Annotated in this window: 13 protein-coding genes; 10 read left to right on the top strand and 3 right to left on the bottom strand. The window is 71.1% G+C overall.

Features of this window, described 5'->3' with window-relative positions:
* The first annotated feature begins 160 nt into the window (after window positions 1-160).
* Window positions 161-340 carry a hypothetical protein gene (locus tag ACH4SP_RS40340; RefSeq protein ID WP_398423102.1) on the top strand — a complete coding sequence of 60 codons (180 nt, stop codon included), beginning with the start codon at window positions 161-163 and terminating at the stop codon, window positions 338-340.
* Window positions 341-378: 38 nt separating this feature from the next.
* Here ACH4SP_RS40340 and ACH4SP_RS40335 read toward each other — a convergent pair whose 3' ends face one another.
* Window positions 379-1,107, bottom strand: a complete 729-nt coding sequence (locus ACH4SP_RS40335) for a 3'-5' exonuclease (protein WP_398423100.1) — start codon at window positions 1,105-1,107, stop codon at window positions 379-381.
* Between the two features lie 194 nt (window positions 1,108-1,301).
* Here ACH4SP_RS40335 and ACH4SP_RS40330 point away from each other — a divergent pair, with 194 nt between their 5' ends.
* The 4 genes from ACH4SP_RS40330 (at window position 1,302) to ACH4SP_RS40315 (ending at window position 5,864) form a co-directional block, all read left to right on the top strand.
* Window positions 1,302-1,880, top strand: a complete 579-nt coding sequence (locus tag ACH4SP_RS40330; protein ID WP_398423098.1) for a DUF4365 domain-containing protein — start codon at window positions 1,302-1,304, stop codon at window positions 1,878-1,880.
* Entirely contained in the window at window positions 1,880-3,103 is a 1,224-nt protein-coding gene (locus tag ACH4SP_RS40325; RefSeq protein ID WP_398423096.1) for a hypothetical protein, read from the top strand. The genes ACH4SP_RS40330 and ACH4SP_RS40325 overlap by 1 nt, the downstream gene beginning before the upstream one ends.
* A 128-nt stretch (window positions 3,104-3,231) precedes the next feature.
* Complete coding sequence (thrS, locus tag ACH4SP_RS40320; protein WP_398423094.1) at window positions 3,232-5,214, top strand: threonine--tRNA ligase; 1,983 nt, start codon at window positions 3,232-3,234, stop codon at window positions 5,212-5,214.
* Between the two features lie 95 nt (window positions 5,215-5,309).
* On the top strand, window positions 5,310-5,864 hold the full coding sequence (locus ACH4SP_RS40315) for an HIT family protein (RefSeq protein ID WP_398423092.1): 555 nt from the start codon (window positions 5,310-5,312) through the stop codon (window positions 5,862-5,864).
* 66 nt (window positions 5,865-5,930) lie between these two features.
* Here ACH4SP_RS40315 and ACH4SP_RS40310 read toward each other — a convergent pair whose 3' ends face one another.
* The gene (locus tag ACH4SP_RS40310; RefSeq protein ID WP_398423090.1) at window positions 5,931-7,571 is read right to left on the bottom strand and encodes a hypothetical protein; all 1,641 of its coding nucleotides are present in this window, start codon (window positions 7,569-7,571) and stop codon (window positions 5,931-5,933) included.
* Between the two features lie 242 nt (window positions 7,572-7,813).
* Window positions 7,814-10,018 carry an elongation factor G-like protein EF-G2 gene (locus tag ACH4SP_RS40305; RefSeq protein WP_398423088.1) on the bottom strand — a complete coding sequence of 735 codons (2,205 nt, stop codon included), beginning with the start codon at window positions 10,016-10,018 and terminating at the stop codon, window positions 7,814-7,816.
* A 312-nt stretch (window positions 10,019-10,330) separates the two neighbouring features.
* Here ACH4SP_RS40305 and pgsA point away from each other — a divergent pair, with 312 nt between their 5' ends.
* The 5 genes from pgsA (at window position 10,331) to pdxS (ending at window position 15,239) form a co-directional block, all read left to right on the top strand.
* Entirely contained in the window at window positions 10,331-10,987 is a 657-nt protein-coding gene (gene pgsA, locus ACH4SP_RS40300) for a phosphatidylinositol phosphate synthase (protein WP_362425409.1), read from the top strand.
* A gap of 23 nt (window positions 10,988-11,010) precedes the next feature.
* Window positions 11,011-11,922 carry a phosphatidylinositol mannoside acyltransferase gene (locus tag ACH4SP_RS40295; protein WP_398423161.1) on the top strand — a complete coding sequence of 304 codons (912 nt, stop codon included), beginning with the start codon at window positions 11,011-11,013 and terminating at the stop codon, window positions 11,920-11,922.
* Window positions 11,919-13,094 (top strand): glycosyltransferase family 4 protein, encoded by a 1,176-nt coding sequence (locus ACH4SP_RS40290; RefSeq protein WP_398423085.1) that lies wholly within the window; start codon window positions 11,919-11,921, stop codon window positions 13,092-13,094. The genes ACH4SP_RS40295 and ACH4SP_RS40290 overlap by 4 nt, the downstream gene beginning before the upstream one ends.
* 503 nt (window positions 13,095-13,597) lie before the next feature.
* Window positions 13,598-14,143 carry a hypothetical protein gene (locus ACH4SP_RS40285; RefSeq protein ID WP_398423083.1) on the top strand — a complete coding sequence of 182 codons (546 nt, stop codon included), beginning with the start codon at window positions 13,598-13,600 and terminating at the stop codon, window positions 14,141-14,143.
* Between the two features lie 187 nt (window positions 14,144-14,330).
* A complete protein-coding gene (pdxS, locus tag ACH4SP_RS40280) occupies window positions 14,331-15,239 on the top strand; it encodes a pyridoxal 5'-phosphate synthase lyase subunit PdxS (RefSeq protein WP_398423081.1) in 909 nt (302 codons plus the stop codon).

The raw sequence follows: 15,239 nt of genomic DNA, 5'->3' as shown, positions 1-15,239 counted from the left end.
TCCGTCATTGACGGACCGGCCTTTTGCGTGCCGGAGGGCGTGCGAGGTGTAGCTGGCCCCACCCCCGACAGGGGGGCGGGCTCCCTGGTCCTGTCCCCGCGATCTTCCTAGCGTGGCCGGTACACGGACATCCCGTACCGATCAAGAGGAGCCCTGCCCGATGGACAACACCATGGTCAAAGCGCTGCTGTGGATGCTGCTGGCGGCCGCCGTGGCCGCCAACGGCTTTCTCAGCTCCGAGGTGGACGGCGTCTTCCAGGTCGTGCTCAGCGTGGTGGCGGGTGCCGTCGGTCTCGCGGCGACGGCCGGACTCGTCGCGATGAAGCGCTCCGCCTCCTGAATCCCGGCAGGGCCGCGGACGCCCCGCCCCGAGCGGCCTCAGGCCGCCTCGGCCCGCAGCTCCGGGCGCAGCGGCCACGCCGGGTCCACTGCTTCCTCCGAACCGTTGCGCGCGAACCACGCCTGCAGGCCGCGCGCCTGGGCCGCGTGCCACACCGCCTGGAGAGTGTGCAGCTCGGCGGGCGACAGCCGTTCGAGCCGGGACGAGAACCGCCTGCCCACGGCCCGTACCAGCGCCAGTGAGGCCGTCGCGTCCGCCGCCGCGTCGTGCGCCCCGTCCAGCTCCACGCCGTAGTGCGCGCACAGGTCGGTCAGGGTGCGGCGGCCCTTGCGGTACCGGTCCAGGTGCTTGTCCAGGACCCGCGGGTCCAGTACGTACAGCGGCCTGGCCTCCAGATAGCGGGAGAGCGGCGACGCCCGGTGCCGCCTCAACTCCCGGTCCAGCATGGTCAGATCGAACGGTGCGTTCATGATGACCAGCGGCCGGCCCGCCGCGCACTGCTCCGCCAGGGCCCGCGCGATCTCCTCCACCACGGGCGACGGCCACCGGCCGTTGCGCTGCAGGTGCTCGTCGGTCAGCCCGTGTATCCCGGTGGCCTCCGGCGGGACCGGGACGCCCGGGTTGATCAGCCAGCGGGTGGCGCGAAACCGTGCTCCCGCCGTGTCCTGCACCACGAGGGCCGCCGAGACTATCCGGTCGCCCTCCACGTCCACGCCCGTCGTCTCCGTGTCAAAGGCCGCCAGGGGCCCCTCGTACCAACACGTCATGTCCCAACTCCTCTTGAGCTCCCGGCAGATGGCGTGCCTCGCGGATGGACCCGGTGCGCTTTCTGCCCGAAGCGGTGATACCCGGGCCGTTTATGTCATAAGCCGTACGGAGACAACACAGGTGACGGGCCTGGAAGTTGACGGCCCGTGGCACCCCTCTCTGATCGGCACGGCCCGGAAGGCACACGTCAGCCATGGCGCTCACGCAGCCCGAACCGGGCGGGCTGCTGCCCGAGCGGATCTCCCAGCCGGAACATCCGCTGCGGGGCGCACTCGCCACCACCGCCTGCATGGAGACCCTCCAGGTGGGCTATCTGCACGCGGTCGCGGCAGCCGCCGGCTGCTCGCTCTCCCAGCCGTTTCCGGACAACGGAATCGACTGGCACGTCAGCCACGGGTCCGCCGTGCACACCATCGACGACGAAGTGACCATCAAGGTCCAGCTCAAGTGCACCTACCAGATCGCCCCGCACCCGGCGGGCTCCGCCTTCTCCTTCACCCTCGACAACGACCACCTGGTGAAGCTGGCGCGGACCCCCGTGTCGGTGCACAAGATCCTGGTCGTGATGCTGGTGCCGAGGGACCGGGACGACTGGCTGCGGGCCGGGCACGACCGGCTCGACCTGCGGCACTGCTGCTACTGGACCAATCTGGCCGGACACCCGGTGACCGGCCGGAACAGGACCAACGTGCGGGTCCCCACCTCACGGATATTCGACGACCGAGCCCTCTGCGAGATCATGAGCCGCGTCGGGGCGGGAGGGAAACCCTGATGCACCGGTACCGGCCGATCGAGGATTCCGGACGTGAGCACCCGAGCGAGACCGCGGGCAGTTGGGACGGCGGCGGGCCCGAACCCGCGCAGGTAGACCCCGCCGTCCTCGGCGCCCTGCTCGCCCGGCACGGCTGGCGGCGGCGCGGGGGAGCCGCGGGACGCTACGCGCGCTGGACCCCGCCGGGACCCGCCGGCGGCGGGACCAGCCTCCTCGTACCGGAATCGCGGGCCTTTCCCGACAGCGACGACCTGCTCGGCGAAGCGCTGACCGCCCTGGAACGCTGCCCCGCGCCGTCCGCGCGCGAGGTGCTGGTGCAGCTCGCCGTACCCAGCGACGAGGTCCGCTGGACGCGGGACGTACCGGAGGAAGTGGCCGGGGCCGCCGCCTGGCCCGCCCAGGAGAAGCTGCGCGGGGCCGCCCGGCAGATGCTGCTCGCCGGGGCACTCGCCGCGCGGGGCCGCGCCGGGTACTACGGGGCGCGGCACCGGCGGCAGGCGCAGACGGCACTGGACGGAGTGCTGGTGGGGACGGGTACGGGCGGGCGCACGCTGACCGCCTTCGTGCCGGTCGCGACCGGGCGCTCCACCGTCGTACGGCTGCACCACGCGCTGCACGCGGCCCGCGAGGCTGCCGACTACCAGCGGGCGACCGGCGGCATGGAGGCCTTCGACGCGGCGGTGCAGGCAGGGGTCAGCCATGAACTGACCGATGCGGTCGTCGCATTGGTGCAGGGCTCGGAGGGCGCCAGGATCGCGCTGGCCTGGGCCCCGGCGGCCGGGGTGCCGCCCGGCTGCGCGGTCCGGCCGGAGGTGGTCGAGTTCTCACCGGGGGACCTGCCCGCGCTGCGCTCGGCGGGCGCCCGCTACCGGCGGGACGAGCCGTCCGTACCGGTGCGGATCACCGGCGCCGTCGTACGGATGCGCAGGTCGGCGCCGCGCGGCGGGGGCACGGTGCGGCTGCGGGTACTGGCGGGGGCCGAGGTGTCGTACGTACGGACGGCGCTGGACGAGGAGGCGTACCGGATCGCCGGGCACGCGCATCTCGTCGGGCTGCCCGTCCAGGTCCGGGGGCGGCTGGAGAGCCGGGGCGGCTTCCGGCGGCTGACCGGGGCGTCGGGGATCGCCCCCGTCCAGGTGGACGAGGCGGAGCGGGACCGGCTGATGAAGGCGCTGCAGGAGAACCTGGACTTCTTCGAGGAGGCGTGCAGCGGGGAGGAATGAGGGGACCCGGCGGGAGAGGGTTCGGAGGGCGTGCGCTTAACCGTTTCGCGTGCGGGCCCGGTCGCTCGGTACGATTCGGGTGCGTGCCGCTTCCACAGGCACGTACCCCCCTCAGTCAGGAGAGACCGGTGTCAGATGTCCGTGTGTTCATCCAACGCGATTCCGAGCGGGAAGAGCGCGTGGTGACGACGGGCACTACGGCAGCCGAGCTCTTCGCCGGCGAGCGCTCGATCGTCGCCGCCCGGGTGGCCGGTGAGCTGAAGGACCTGTCGTACGAGGTCGTGGACGGCGAGGAGGTCGAGCCGGTCGAGATCACCTCCGAGGACGGCCTCAGCATCCTTCGGCACTCGACCGCGCACGTGATGGCGCAGGCCGTGCAGGAGCTGTTCCCGGAGGCGAAGCTGGGGATCGGCCCGCCCATCAAGGACGGGTTCTACTACGACTTCGACGTCGAGAAGCCCTTCACCCCGGAGGACCTCAAGGCGATCGAGAAGCAGATGCAGGTCATCCAGAAGCGGGGACAGAAGTTCTCGCGCCGGGTGACCACCGACGAAGCCGCCCAGGTGGAGCTGGCCGACGAGCCGTACAAGCTGGAGCTCATCGGCCTCAAGGGCAACGCGGCCCAGGCCGCCGACGGCGCGGACGCCGAGGTGGGCGCCGGCGAGCTGACCATCTACGACAACCTCGACGCGAAGACCGGCGAGCTGTGCTGGTCGGACCTCTGCCGGGGCCCGCACCTGCCGACCACCCGGAACATTCCGGTCTTCAAGCTGATGCGCTCGGCCGCCGCCTACTGGCGCGGCAGCGAGAAGAACAAGCAGCTCCAGCGGATCTACGGCACCGCGTGGCCGACCAAGGACGAGCTCAAGGCGTACCTGGAGTTCCTCGCCGAGGCCGAGAAGCGCGACCACCGCAAGCTGGGCGCGGAGCTGGACCTGTTCTCCTTCCCCGAGGAGATCGGCCCCGGCCTGGCCGTCTTCCACCCCAAGGGCGGCATCATCCGCCGGGAGATGGAGAGCTACTCGCGCAAGCGGCACGAGGACGAGAACTACGAGTTCGTGAACACCCCGCACATCTCGAAGGAGAAGCTCTTCGAGACCTCGGGGCACCTGCCGAACTACGCGGACGGCATGTTCCCGCCGGTCCAGTTCGACGAGCAGAACTACCGCCTCAAGGCGATGAACTGCCCGATGCACAACCTGATCTTCAAGGCGCGCGGACGTTCCTACCGTGAACTGCCGCTGCGGCTCTTCGAGTTCGGCACCGTGTACCGGTACGAGAAGTCGGGCGTGGTGCACGGGCTGACCCGCTCGCGCGGCTTCACGCAGGACGACTCGCACATCTACTGCACCAAGGAGCAGATGCCGAGCGAGCTCGACTCGCTGCTGACCTTCGTGCTGGACCTGCTGCGCGACTACGGTCTGACCGACTTCGAGCTGGAGCTCTCCACCCGCGACCCCGAGTCCGACAAGTTCATCGGCGAGGACGCGGAGTGGGAGGAGGCCACCGAGGCGCTGCGGCTGGCCGCCGAGAAGCAGGGGCTGCCGCTGGTCCCCGACCCGGGCGGGGCGGCCTTCTACGGCCCGAAGATCTCGGTGCAGGTGCGGGACGCGATCGGCCGGTCCTGGCAGATGTCGACGATCCAGGTGGACTTCCAGCAGCCCGCCAGGTTCGGTCTTGAGTACACCTCGGCGGACGGCACCAAGCAGCAGCCGGTGATGATCCACCGCGCGCTGTTCGGGTCGATCGAGCGCTTCTTCGGCGTGCTCCTTGAGCACTACGCGGGCGCGTTCCCGGTCTGGCTGGCTCCGGTGCAGGCGGTCGGGATCCCGATCGGCGACGGGCACGTCCCGTACCTTCAGGAGTTCGCCGCCGAGGCGAAGAAGAAGGGGCTGCGGGTGGAGGTGGACTCCTCGTCCGACCGCATGCAGAAGAAGATCCGTACGCACCAGAAGTCCAAGGTTCCGTTCATGATCCTCGTCGGTGACGAGGACATGGCGGCCGGCACGGTGTCCTTCCGTTACCGCGACGGGTCGCAGGAGAACGGGATTCCGCGCGATCAGGCGCTCGCGAAGCTCGTCGACGTCGTGGAGCGTCGCGTGCAGGTCTGATTCCGCTTCCCGCTCACGCGGGGGTCCGAGAGGGCAGTTCCGTCAGGAGCTGCCCTCTCTGCCGTCGCCCCAGGTCGTGCGCCTATGCTTTCCGCATGACGACTGAGCCGGAGCAGCAGAGTGGACCGGTGGGTGAGCCGGACGGGTTCGGGCGGCTGTGGACGCCCCACCGGATCGCGTACATCCAGGGTGAGAACAAGCCGACAGGACCCGGGTCCGACGACGGCTGCCCCTTCTGCGTGGCTCCCGCGCACAGCGACGAGGAGTCGCTGATCGTCGCGCGCGGTACGAGCGTCTTCGCGATCATGAATCTGTACCCGTACAACGGCGGCCACATGATGGTCCTGCCGTACCGGCACGTCGCCGACTACACCGAGCTGGACGACGCCGAGACCGCCGAGCTCGCGGACTTCACCAAGAAGGCGATGACCGCGCTGCGCAAGGCGTCCGGGGCGCACGGCTTCAACCTCGGGATGAACCAGGGCGCCGCGGCCGGTGCCGGGATCGCCGCGCACCTGCACCAGCACGTGGTGCCCCGCTGGGGTGGGGACACCAACTTCATGCCGGTCGTCGGGCACACCAAGGTGCTGCCGCAACTCCTTGCCGATACGCGCAAGATGCTCGCCGACGTGTGGCCCGAGCAGCCCTAGGGGCTGCCCGGCGGATCGGGCCGGACGGGGATCCGCCGGACGGGGATCCGCCGGACCGGCCCCGGCTCACGCGTCGTTCGGCGACGGGTCCTGGATCATGCCGCTGAGGACCATCGAACGCCCCTTGAAGCGCTCGGTGTCGACTCCGTGGTCGTCCAGGACCTTGATGGCCGCGGCGTGCACCACCCGCAGCACCGGCGCCGCCGCGCGCATCGCGTCGTCGGCCATGAAGCGGTGCCGCCAGGGCTTCTCCGCCCAGGCGTGCCGCAGGCCGAACGGCTCGGGCAGCGAGAGCTTGCCGCCGAAGAAGTCCAGGACGTTCGGGAACCAGGTGAGCGGGGCGCGGACGCTGAGACGCACCACCTCGGTGGAGTCGATCAGCGGCAGTTGCCGGTCGGTGGTCTCCCAGAACTTGACCGGCTTGCTCACCGTCACCGTCTTCGGCTTCGGCTTCGAGGTGAAGAGGGAGTGCACCGGGCCGAGCGCGTGGCCGGTGACCTCGATGCGCAGGGTTTCGTGCAGGACGGTCACCGAGATGAGCATGGTGATCACCAACTGGCCGTCCCAGAGGGTGAACTGGACCCCCAGGTAGTGCCGGTTCCCGGCACCGAACTGCTGCTCGTTGCAGATGCGCTGTATCTCGTGGCTCTTGATCTGGTACGCGTCGACGTCCTGGCCCTCGGGGCGGCTGATCTCGCCCGCGTTCTCGCCGACGGGGGCGACGATCCAGTGCTTGACCGAGGGGGTGGGGAAGCCGCCGGTGTGCAGGGGGCCGCGCTCCAGCATGCGGAGCTGGTCGTGGATGGCCCGGATGACGTCCCAGCTGCGGAAGCCGTGGATCTCCTTGTCGGGGTCGGCCCGGTTGAGTTCCTCGGCGAGCTGCCAGCTGCCCCAGCGGGTGCCCATGCCGAGTATGCCCTTGGGGCCGGCGTAGAAGACCGAGTTGGACTGCTGCTCGGCGGTGAGGCGGGCGAGGCCCTGCCGGAGGTTCTCCGCGTGGATCTCGCCCGGGCTCTTGGGGACGGCCTCGGGGATCTTGGCGCCGATGCCGCCGCCTGAGAGGAGCGCGGACCAGCGCTCGCGGAGGTCCCGGGCGGTGGATTCGCAGATCTGCTTGGCCCAGAGCCAGCCGATGACGGGGGCGACGACCATGGCGCGCAGGTAGATGCCGAGGAAGCCGTTGAAGGGGAGCTTGATCAGGAAGATCACGACCAGGCCGCCGAAGGCGACGAGCAGGACGGTGCTGAGGGCGCCGGACTTCTTGTCCTTGGCGCCCGCGATGGTGCGGCGGAGCTGGAAGACGGCCAGCCACAGGAGCAGCCCGGGCAGGAAGAGCAGGCCGAAGACGCCCATGACGAACGTGAGCTTGGTGTCGCGGGACTTGCGGATGTTGGTGGCGGCCAGGCAGTGCTCGACGATGGTCTGCGGTTCGGTGCCGAAGGACTGGACGAGGGCCTTGCGGGCGCCGCCGAGCATGCGGACCTGGACGGCGCGCGAGAAGGCCTCGCCGAGGTTGGGCTCGAAGAGGGAGAGCTTGCCCTTCTTCACCTCGGACTTGTGCCACTCGCTGTTCGCGTCGAGGAGCGTGGCCACCGGGCTGTCCCGGTACGCCGCCGAGGCGAGTGCGTGCGTGGCCGCCGTCTGTCCCGCCGAGCCCTGGAGCGGTACCTGTGCACCGGGTGAGAAGTCGAATCCCGAGTCCGCCACTACCGCCCCCATCGACCGTCGCCGTACGACACTGCCCGGCGCCGCCGCTTGTCGCGGTCGGCGCGTCCTGCACTGCGGCCTGTTCCCAACTGCCGCGCCCCGCACACCTTCTGAGCTGGGGTCACAGCGTATCGAGACGGCGGAGTCTTCGTGGTCCTGTTCGTCATGGGAGCGCGGAATGCCGCCCACCGCAAGCGATTTGGGCGGACTTGGGGTGGGAGGCATCGCCGCAAATCGGTCAACTAGCCTTCGTTTTGCTCCTGTTCACGGATTTTGCCCGCGACCTGGGGCGGCATCGGCTCGTGCCGTGCGTACGTACGGCTGAAGCGGCCGGTGCCGTGCGAGACGGAGCGGAGGTCGACGGCGTACCTGCCGATCTCGACCTCGGGGACCTCGGCGCGGACCAGGGTGCGGCCGTGGCCCGCCTGTTCGGTGCCGACGACCCGGCCGCGCCGGCCGGACAGATCGCTCATGACCGGGCCGACGTAGTGGTCGGGGACCAGGACGGTGACCCTGGCGACCGGCTCCAGGAGGTCGATCCGGGCGTCGGCGGCCGCCTCCCGCAGGGCCAGCGCGCCGGCGGTCTGGAACGCCGCGTCGGAGGAGTCCACCGAGTGCGCCTTCCCGTCCCGCAGCGTGATGCGTACGTCGACGAGCGGATACCCGGTGGCCAGACCGCGGGCGGCCTGGGCGCGTACGCCCTTCTCGACGGACGGGATGAACTGGCGCGGCACCGCCCCGCCGACCACCTTGTCCACGAACTCGATGCCCGTGCCCGGCGGCAGCGGTTCGACGTCGATCTCGCAGATGGCGTACTGGCCGTGGCCGCCGGACTGCTTGACGTGCCGGCCGCGCGCGGAGGCCTTCTCGCCGAAGGTCTCGCGCAGCGACACCTTGTGGGCGACGGCGTCGACCCGCACCCCGTACCGCGAACGCAGCCGCTCCAGGGCGACGTCGCGGTGTGCCTCGCCCAGGCACCACAGGACGAGCTGGCGGGTGGCCTGGTTCTGTTCCAGGCGCATCGTGGGGTCCTCGGCGACGAGCCGGGCCAGGCCCTGCGAGAGCTTGTCCTCGTCGGCCTTGCTGTGTGCCTGGATGGCGAGCGGCAGCAGCGGGTCGGGCATCGTCCACGGCTCCACGAGCAGCGGATCGTCCTTGGCCGAGAGGGTGTCGCCGGTCTCGGCACGGGTGAGTTTGGCCACGCAGGCGAGGTCGCCCGCGATGCAGTGGGTGAGGGTGCGCTGCTGTTTGCCGAAGGGCGAGGAGAGGGCGCCGATCCGCTCGTCGAGATCGTGGTCCTCGTGGCCGCGGTCGGCGAGACCGTGCCCGGAGATGTGCACCGTCTCGTCGGGGCGCAGCGTGCCGGAGAAGACGCGTACGAGGGAGATCCGGCCGACGTACGGGTCGGAGGCGGTCTTGACCACCTCGGCGACCAGCGGGCCCGCCGGGTCGCAGGTCAGCGGGGGAGCGGCCCGGCCCTGCGGGGTGGTGACGGCGGGCAGTTCGCGCTCGGCGGGGGTCGGGAATCCGCCGGTGATCAGCTCCAGGAGCTCGACCGTGCCCAGGCCCTGGCGGCTGCCCTCGGGGGCGGGCGCGGCGGCGAGCACGGGGTGGAACGTGCCGCGGGCGACGGCCCGTTCGAGATCGCCGACGAGGGTCTTGAGGTCGATGTCCTCGCCGTCGAGGTAGCGGTCCATCAGGGACTCGTCCTCGCTCTCGGCGATGATCCCCTCGATGAGCCGGGCGCGGGCGGCCTCGATGCGCGGGAGCTGGGTGGGGTCGGGGGAGAGCTCCTTGCGCTCGCCCGACGAGTAGTCGTAGATCTTCTGCGAGAGCAGGCCGAGGAGGCCGGCGACCGGTGCGTGTCCGTCGGGGCCGTGGTCGCCGTACAGCGGCAGGTAGAGCGGGAGCACGGCGTCCGGGTCGTCGCCGCCGAAGGCGCCGGCGCAGAAGTCGGTCATGGACTCGAAGTTGGCGCGGGCCGCCTCCAGATGGGTGACCACGATGGCCCGCGGCATGGAGACGGCGGCGCACTCCTCCCACACCATGCGGGTGGCGCCGTCGACGCCGTCGGAGGCCGAGACGACGAAGAGGGCCGCGTCCGCCGCGCGCAGACCGGCCCTCAGCTCCCCGACGAAGTCGGCGTAGCCGGGGGTGTCCAGGAGGTTGATCTTGATGCCGTCCCACTCGACGGGGACGAGGGAGAGCTGTACGGAGCGTTGCTGGCGGTGCTCGATGTCGTCGTGGTCGGAGACGGTGGTCCCGTCCTCGACGCGGCCCGCCCGGTTCACCGCCCCCGCGGCCAGCGCGAGGGCCTCCACCAGTGTGGTCTTGCCCGATCCGCTGTGGCCGACCAGCACCACGTTCCGTACGGATGCGGGGTGGTCGGCCCCTGGAGCCCTGCCGGCGGCTCCGGGGTGTGCGCTCGAATTGGTCTTGTCGCCCATGGTTTCCGGCCTCCCGAGGAAATGTGCACGGTGAGGAGAAGGGGCGCGGACATGAGGGAGCCGCAGCGGCGTGGCGGCACCGATGACGCCCGCGGTCATTCGAGCTTTCCACTCGGGTCACTGTGCGTCCATACCCCGGTCCGCCGTGTGTGGGCGTTGTCACGGCCCCGGGCGGCGGCCGGGGGTGCCGCCATCTGTCGTACGGACACGGCGGCGGGCGGGTGCCCGGCGGTGGAGCCGGGTGGTCGTGGCTACGATGGGCCAGCCGGTGGCCATAGGGGCCGCTCGGCGATCCGACCCCTCGGGAAGGCCATGCTGAACAAGTACGCGCGTGCATTCTTCACGCGTGTCCTCACACCCTTTGCCGCGTTCCTGCTCCGCCGTGGAGTGAGTCCGGATGCGGTCACGCTCATCGGTACGGCCGGAGTGATGGCGGGTGCGCTGGTCTTCTTCCCTCGCGGGGAGTTCTTCTGGGGCACCATCGTCATCACCCTCTTCGTCTTCTCCGATCTCGTCGACGGGAACATGGCCCGGCAGGCCGGGGTGTCCAGCCGATGGGGCGCGTTCCTGGACTCGACGCTGGACCGGGTCGCCGACGCGGGCATCTTCGGCGGGCTCGCCCTCTGGTACGCGGGCAACGGCAACGACAACGTGCTCTGCGCGGTCGCCATCTTCTGCCTCGCCAGCGGTCAGGTCGTCTCGTACACCAAGGCCCGCGGCGAGGCGATCGGGCTGCCGGTCGCCGTCAACGGCCTGGTCGAGAGGGCCGAGCGGCTCGTCATCACACTGGTCGCGGCCGGGGTCGCCGGACTGCACAAGTTCGGGCTGCCGGGCGTCGACGTGCTGCTGCCGATCGCGCTGTGGGTCGTCGCGGTGGGCTCCCTGGTGACCCTGGGACAGCGGGTCGTGACGGTGCGCCGGGAGTCGGCGGAGGCCGACGCGGCGACCGGGAACGGGGCCGCGTCGTGAGCACCGAACCGAAGGAAGAGCGGCTGTCCGCGAAGGACAGGCTGGCCGACGCGATGTACGCGCTCGGCTGGAGCGGTGTCAAGAAGCTCCCCGAGCCGGTCGCGTCCGGTCTCGGCCGCACCATCGCCGACCAGGCCTGGAAGCGGCGCGGCCCGAGCGTGCTGCGGCTGGAGTCGAACCTCGCCCGGGTCGTGCCGGACGCGAGCGCGGCGCGGCTCGCGGCTCTCTCGAAGGCCGGCATGCGCTCGTACATGCGGTACTGGATGGAGTCCTTCCGGCTGCCCTCGTGGAGTCCGGAGCGGATCGCCGCCGATGTCCGGATCAAGGACGGGCACCGGATCACGGAGGCCCTCGATTCCGGTCGCGGCGTCGTCCTCGCACTGCCGCACATGGCCAACTGGGACCTGGCCGGAGTCTGGGTCACCAGCCACCTCGGGCACCCCTTCACCACCGTCGCCCAGCGGCTGAAGCCCGAGACGCTGTACGACCGGTTCGTGGCGTACCGCGAGAGCCTCGGCATGGAGGTCCTCCCGCACACGGGCGGCTCCGCCTTCGGGACGCTGGCCCGGCGGCTGCGGTCTGGCGGTCTGGTCTGTCTGGTCGCGGACCGGGACCTCTCCGCGTCGGGCGTCGAGGTCAAGTTCTTCGGCGAGAGCGCGCGGATGCCTGCCGGGCCCTCGATCCTGGCGCAGCAGACGGGGGCGCTGCTGCTGCCGGTGACGCTCTGGTACGACGGACCGAAGGTGATGCGGGGGCGGGTGCATCCGCCCGTCGACGTACCCGAGACAGGCACGCGGAGCGAGAAGACGTCAGAGATGACACAGGCGCTGGCCGACGCCTTCGCCACCGGGATCGCCGAGCATCCGGAGGACTGGCACATGCTGCAACGACTGTGGCTGGCGGATCTGGAGCCTCGGCCGGGGGAGAGCGCGTGAGGATCGGCATCGTCTGCCCCTACTCGTGGGACGTGCCGGGCGGCGTCCAGTTCCACATCCGGGACCTCGCCGAGCATCTGATCGGGCTCGGGCACGAGGTGTCGGTGCTGGCTCCGGCGGACGACGAGACTCCGCTGCCGCCGTACGTGGTGTCGGCGGGACGGGCGGTCCCGGTGCGCTACAACGGCTCGGTGGCGCGGCTGAGCTTCGGTGTGCTGTCGGCGGCCCGGGTGCGGCGGTGGCTGCACGACGGGACCTTCGACGTGGTCCACATCCACGAACCGGCGGCGCCCTCGCTGGGGCTGCTGACCTGCTGGGCGGCGCAGGGCCCGATCGTCGCGACGTTCCACACCTCCACGGCCCGGTCGCGCTTCATGCTCGCCGCGTACTCCATCCTGCAGCCCGCGCTGGAGAAGATCAGCGCGCGGATCGCGGTGAGCGAGTACGCGCGGCGGACGCTGGTGGAGCACCTGGGCGGCGACGCGGTCACGATCCCCAACGGGGTCGACGTCGACTTCTTCGCGAAGGCCGAGCCGAAGGAGGAGTGGCAGGGCCAGACCCTGGGCTTCATCGGCCGCATCGACGAACCGCGCAAGGGCCTGCCGGTGCTGATGCGGGCGCTGCCGCAGATCCTGGCCGAGCGTCCCGACACCCGGCTGCTGGTCGCGGGCCGCGGCGACGAGAAGGAGGCCGTGGCCTCGCTGCCCGAGGAGATGCGCTCCCGGGTGGAGTTCCTCGGCATGGTCAGCGACGAGGAGAAGGCACGGCTGCTGCGCAGCGTCGATGTGTACGTGGCCCCCAACACGGGCGGCGAGAGCTTCGGGATCATCCTCGTCGAGGCGCTGTCGGCGGGGGCGCCGGTACTGGCGAGCGACCTGGACGCGTTCGCGCAGGTGCTGGACCAGGGATCGGCGGGCGACCTGTTCGCGAACGAGGACGCCCAGGCGCTGGCCGCTTCCGCGGTACGGCTGCTGGGGGACGCCGACCGGCGGGCGGAGCTGAGCGAGCGGGGGGCGCTGCACGTACGGCGCTTCGACTGGTCGACGGTCGCCGCGGACATCCTGGCGGTGTACGAGACGGTGATGGACGGGGCGGCGTCGGTGGTGGCGACGGCGGAGGAGGACGAGGAACGGCCGGGGCGCTGGGGAAGGCTGAGGCTGGCACGCGACTGAGGTCCGGGGCACGCCCCTCAGGGGCACGGGGAACTGCACAACCGGCCACGACGCACCCGCCCGGCGACAATCTCCCGCCGGGCCCGGTCGCGAGGTTTCCGCTCGGTGGCGATGGGGGGCGTCTCTTCAGGGGCGTGGGGGACTGTGCGCCCGGCCACGATGCACCTGTCCGGTGGCATTCTTCCGCTGGGTCCGGTCGCGAGGTTTCTGCTCGGTGACGATGGGGGCGCCCTTTCAGGGGCGCGGGGGACTGCGCGCCCGGCCACGATGCACCTGCTCGGCGGCATTCTCCCACTGGGCCCGGTCGCGAGGCTTCTGCTCGGTGGCGGAGGGGGCGCCCTTTCAGGGGCGCGGGGAACTGCGCGATCAGCCACGACGTACCCGCACGGCGACAATCCCCCGCCCACCCGGGCACCTGGCCGCCCACCCGCCCCGCACTGGCGCCCCGCCCCCGCCCCCGTGCCACCCCCGCCCCGCGTCCGAGCGGCCGGTAGCCTCGGCAGGTGACCGTAACCCTCATCTGGATCGTCGTCGCCCTCTTCGCGATCGGCCTCTACCTCAGCTGGACCGCAGGGCGGCTCGACCGGCTGCACGCCCGTATCGACGCCTCCCGGGCAGCCCTCGACGCGCAGCTGTTGCGACGGGCCTCCGTGGCCCAGGAGTTGGCGACCTCGGGGGTGCTGGACCCCGCCTCGTCGATCGTGCTGTACCAGGCCACGCACGAGGCCCGGCAGGCCGAGGAGGAGCAGCGGGAGGTCGCGGAGAGCGAGCTCAGCCAGGCGCTGCGGGCCGTGTTCGGGGAGCCGGAGCAGGTGGAGGCGCTGAATCTGGCCCCGGGTGGCGAGGAGGCCGCGGGAGAGCTGGCCGCTGCCGTACGCCGGGTGCCGATGGCGCGGCGGTTCCACAACGACTCCGTACGGGCCGCCCGCGCCCTGCGCCGGCACCGCAAGGTCCGCTGGTTCCGGCTGGCCGGGCACGCCCCGTTCCCGCTGGCCTTCGAAATGGACGACGAGCCTCCGGTGGCCCTCGCCGACCGCCCCGGCACCTGAGGGAGCCACCAAAACGATCCACCGCCTATCCATTGGCCCTTGCAGTGGACTGGTCGCAGGGCGTTTCCTCGGCGGTACAGGAACCGGAACGGGACCCGTGGCGGAACCCCGTACGGGAACCCGGCCGGGACCCGTGCGGGAACCCGCAGAAACGCTTGCCCTTCCGTCACCGAGCGAGGTCGATCAGATGTCCAGCAACACCACCGCCCACACCCCCGCCACCGGCACCGACCGCGTCAAGCGTGGCATGGCCGAGCAGCTCAAGGGCGGCGTGATCATGGACGTGGTCAACGCCGAGCAGGCGAAGATCGCCGAGGACGCCGGTGCCGTCGCCGTCATGGCTCTGGAGCGGGTGCCCGCCGACATCCGCAAGGACGGCGGCGTGGCCCGGATGTCCGACCCCAACATGATCGAAGAGATCATCGAGGCCGTGTCCATCCCGGTCATGGCGAAGTCCCGCATCGGCCACTTCGTCGAGGCCCAGGTCCTCCAGTCGCTCGGTGTCGACTACATCGACGAGTCCGAGGTGCTGACCCCGGCCGACGAGGTCAACCACTCCGACAAGTGGGCGTTCACCACCCCCTTCGTCTGTGGCGCCACCAACCTCGGCGAGGCCCTGCGCCGTATCGCCGAGGGCGCGGCCATGATCCGCTCGAAGGGCGAGGCCGGCACCGGCAACGTCGTCGAGGCGGTCCGTCACCTCCGCCAGATCAAGAACGAGATCGCCAAGCTGCGCGGCTTCGACAACAACGAGCTGTTCGCCGCCGCCAAGGACCTCCGCGCCCCGTACGAGCTGGTCAAGGAGGTCGCCGAGCTCGGCAAGCTCCCCGTGGTGCTGTTCTCCGCCGGTGGCGTCGCCACCCCCGCCGACGCCGCGCTGATGCGCCAGCTCGGCGCCGAGGGCGTCTTCGTCGGCTCCGGCATCTTCAAGTCCGGCGACCCGGCCAAGCGCGCCGCCGCCATCGTCCGCGCCACCACCTTCTTCGACGACCCGAAGATCATCGCGGACGCGTCGCGCAACCTGGGCGAGGCCATGGTCGGCATCAACTGCGACACCCTCCCCGAGTCCGAGCGCTACGCCAACCGGGGCTGGTAA

The sequence above is a fragment of the Streptomyces sp. NPDC021093 genome, assembly GCF_044333135.1.
GTDB lineage: Bacteria > Actinomycetota > Actinomycetes > Streptomycetales > Streptomycetaceae > Streptomyces.
Note: the sequence above shows the minus strand (reverse complement) of the source record. Positions and strands in the feature narration are given on the sequence as shown.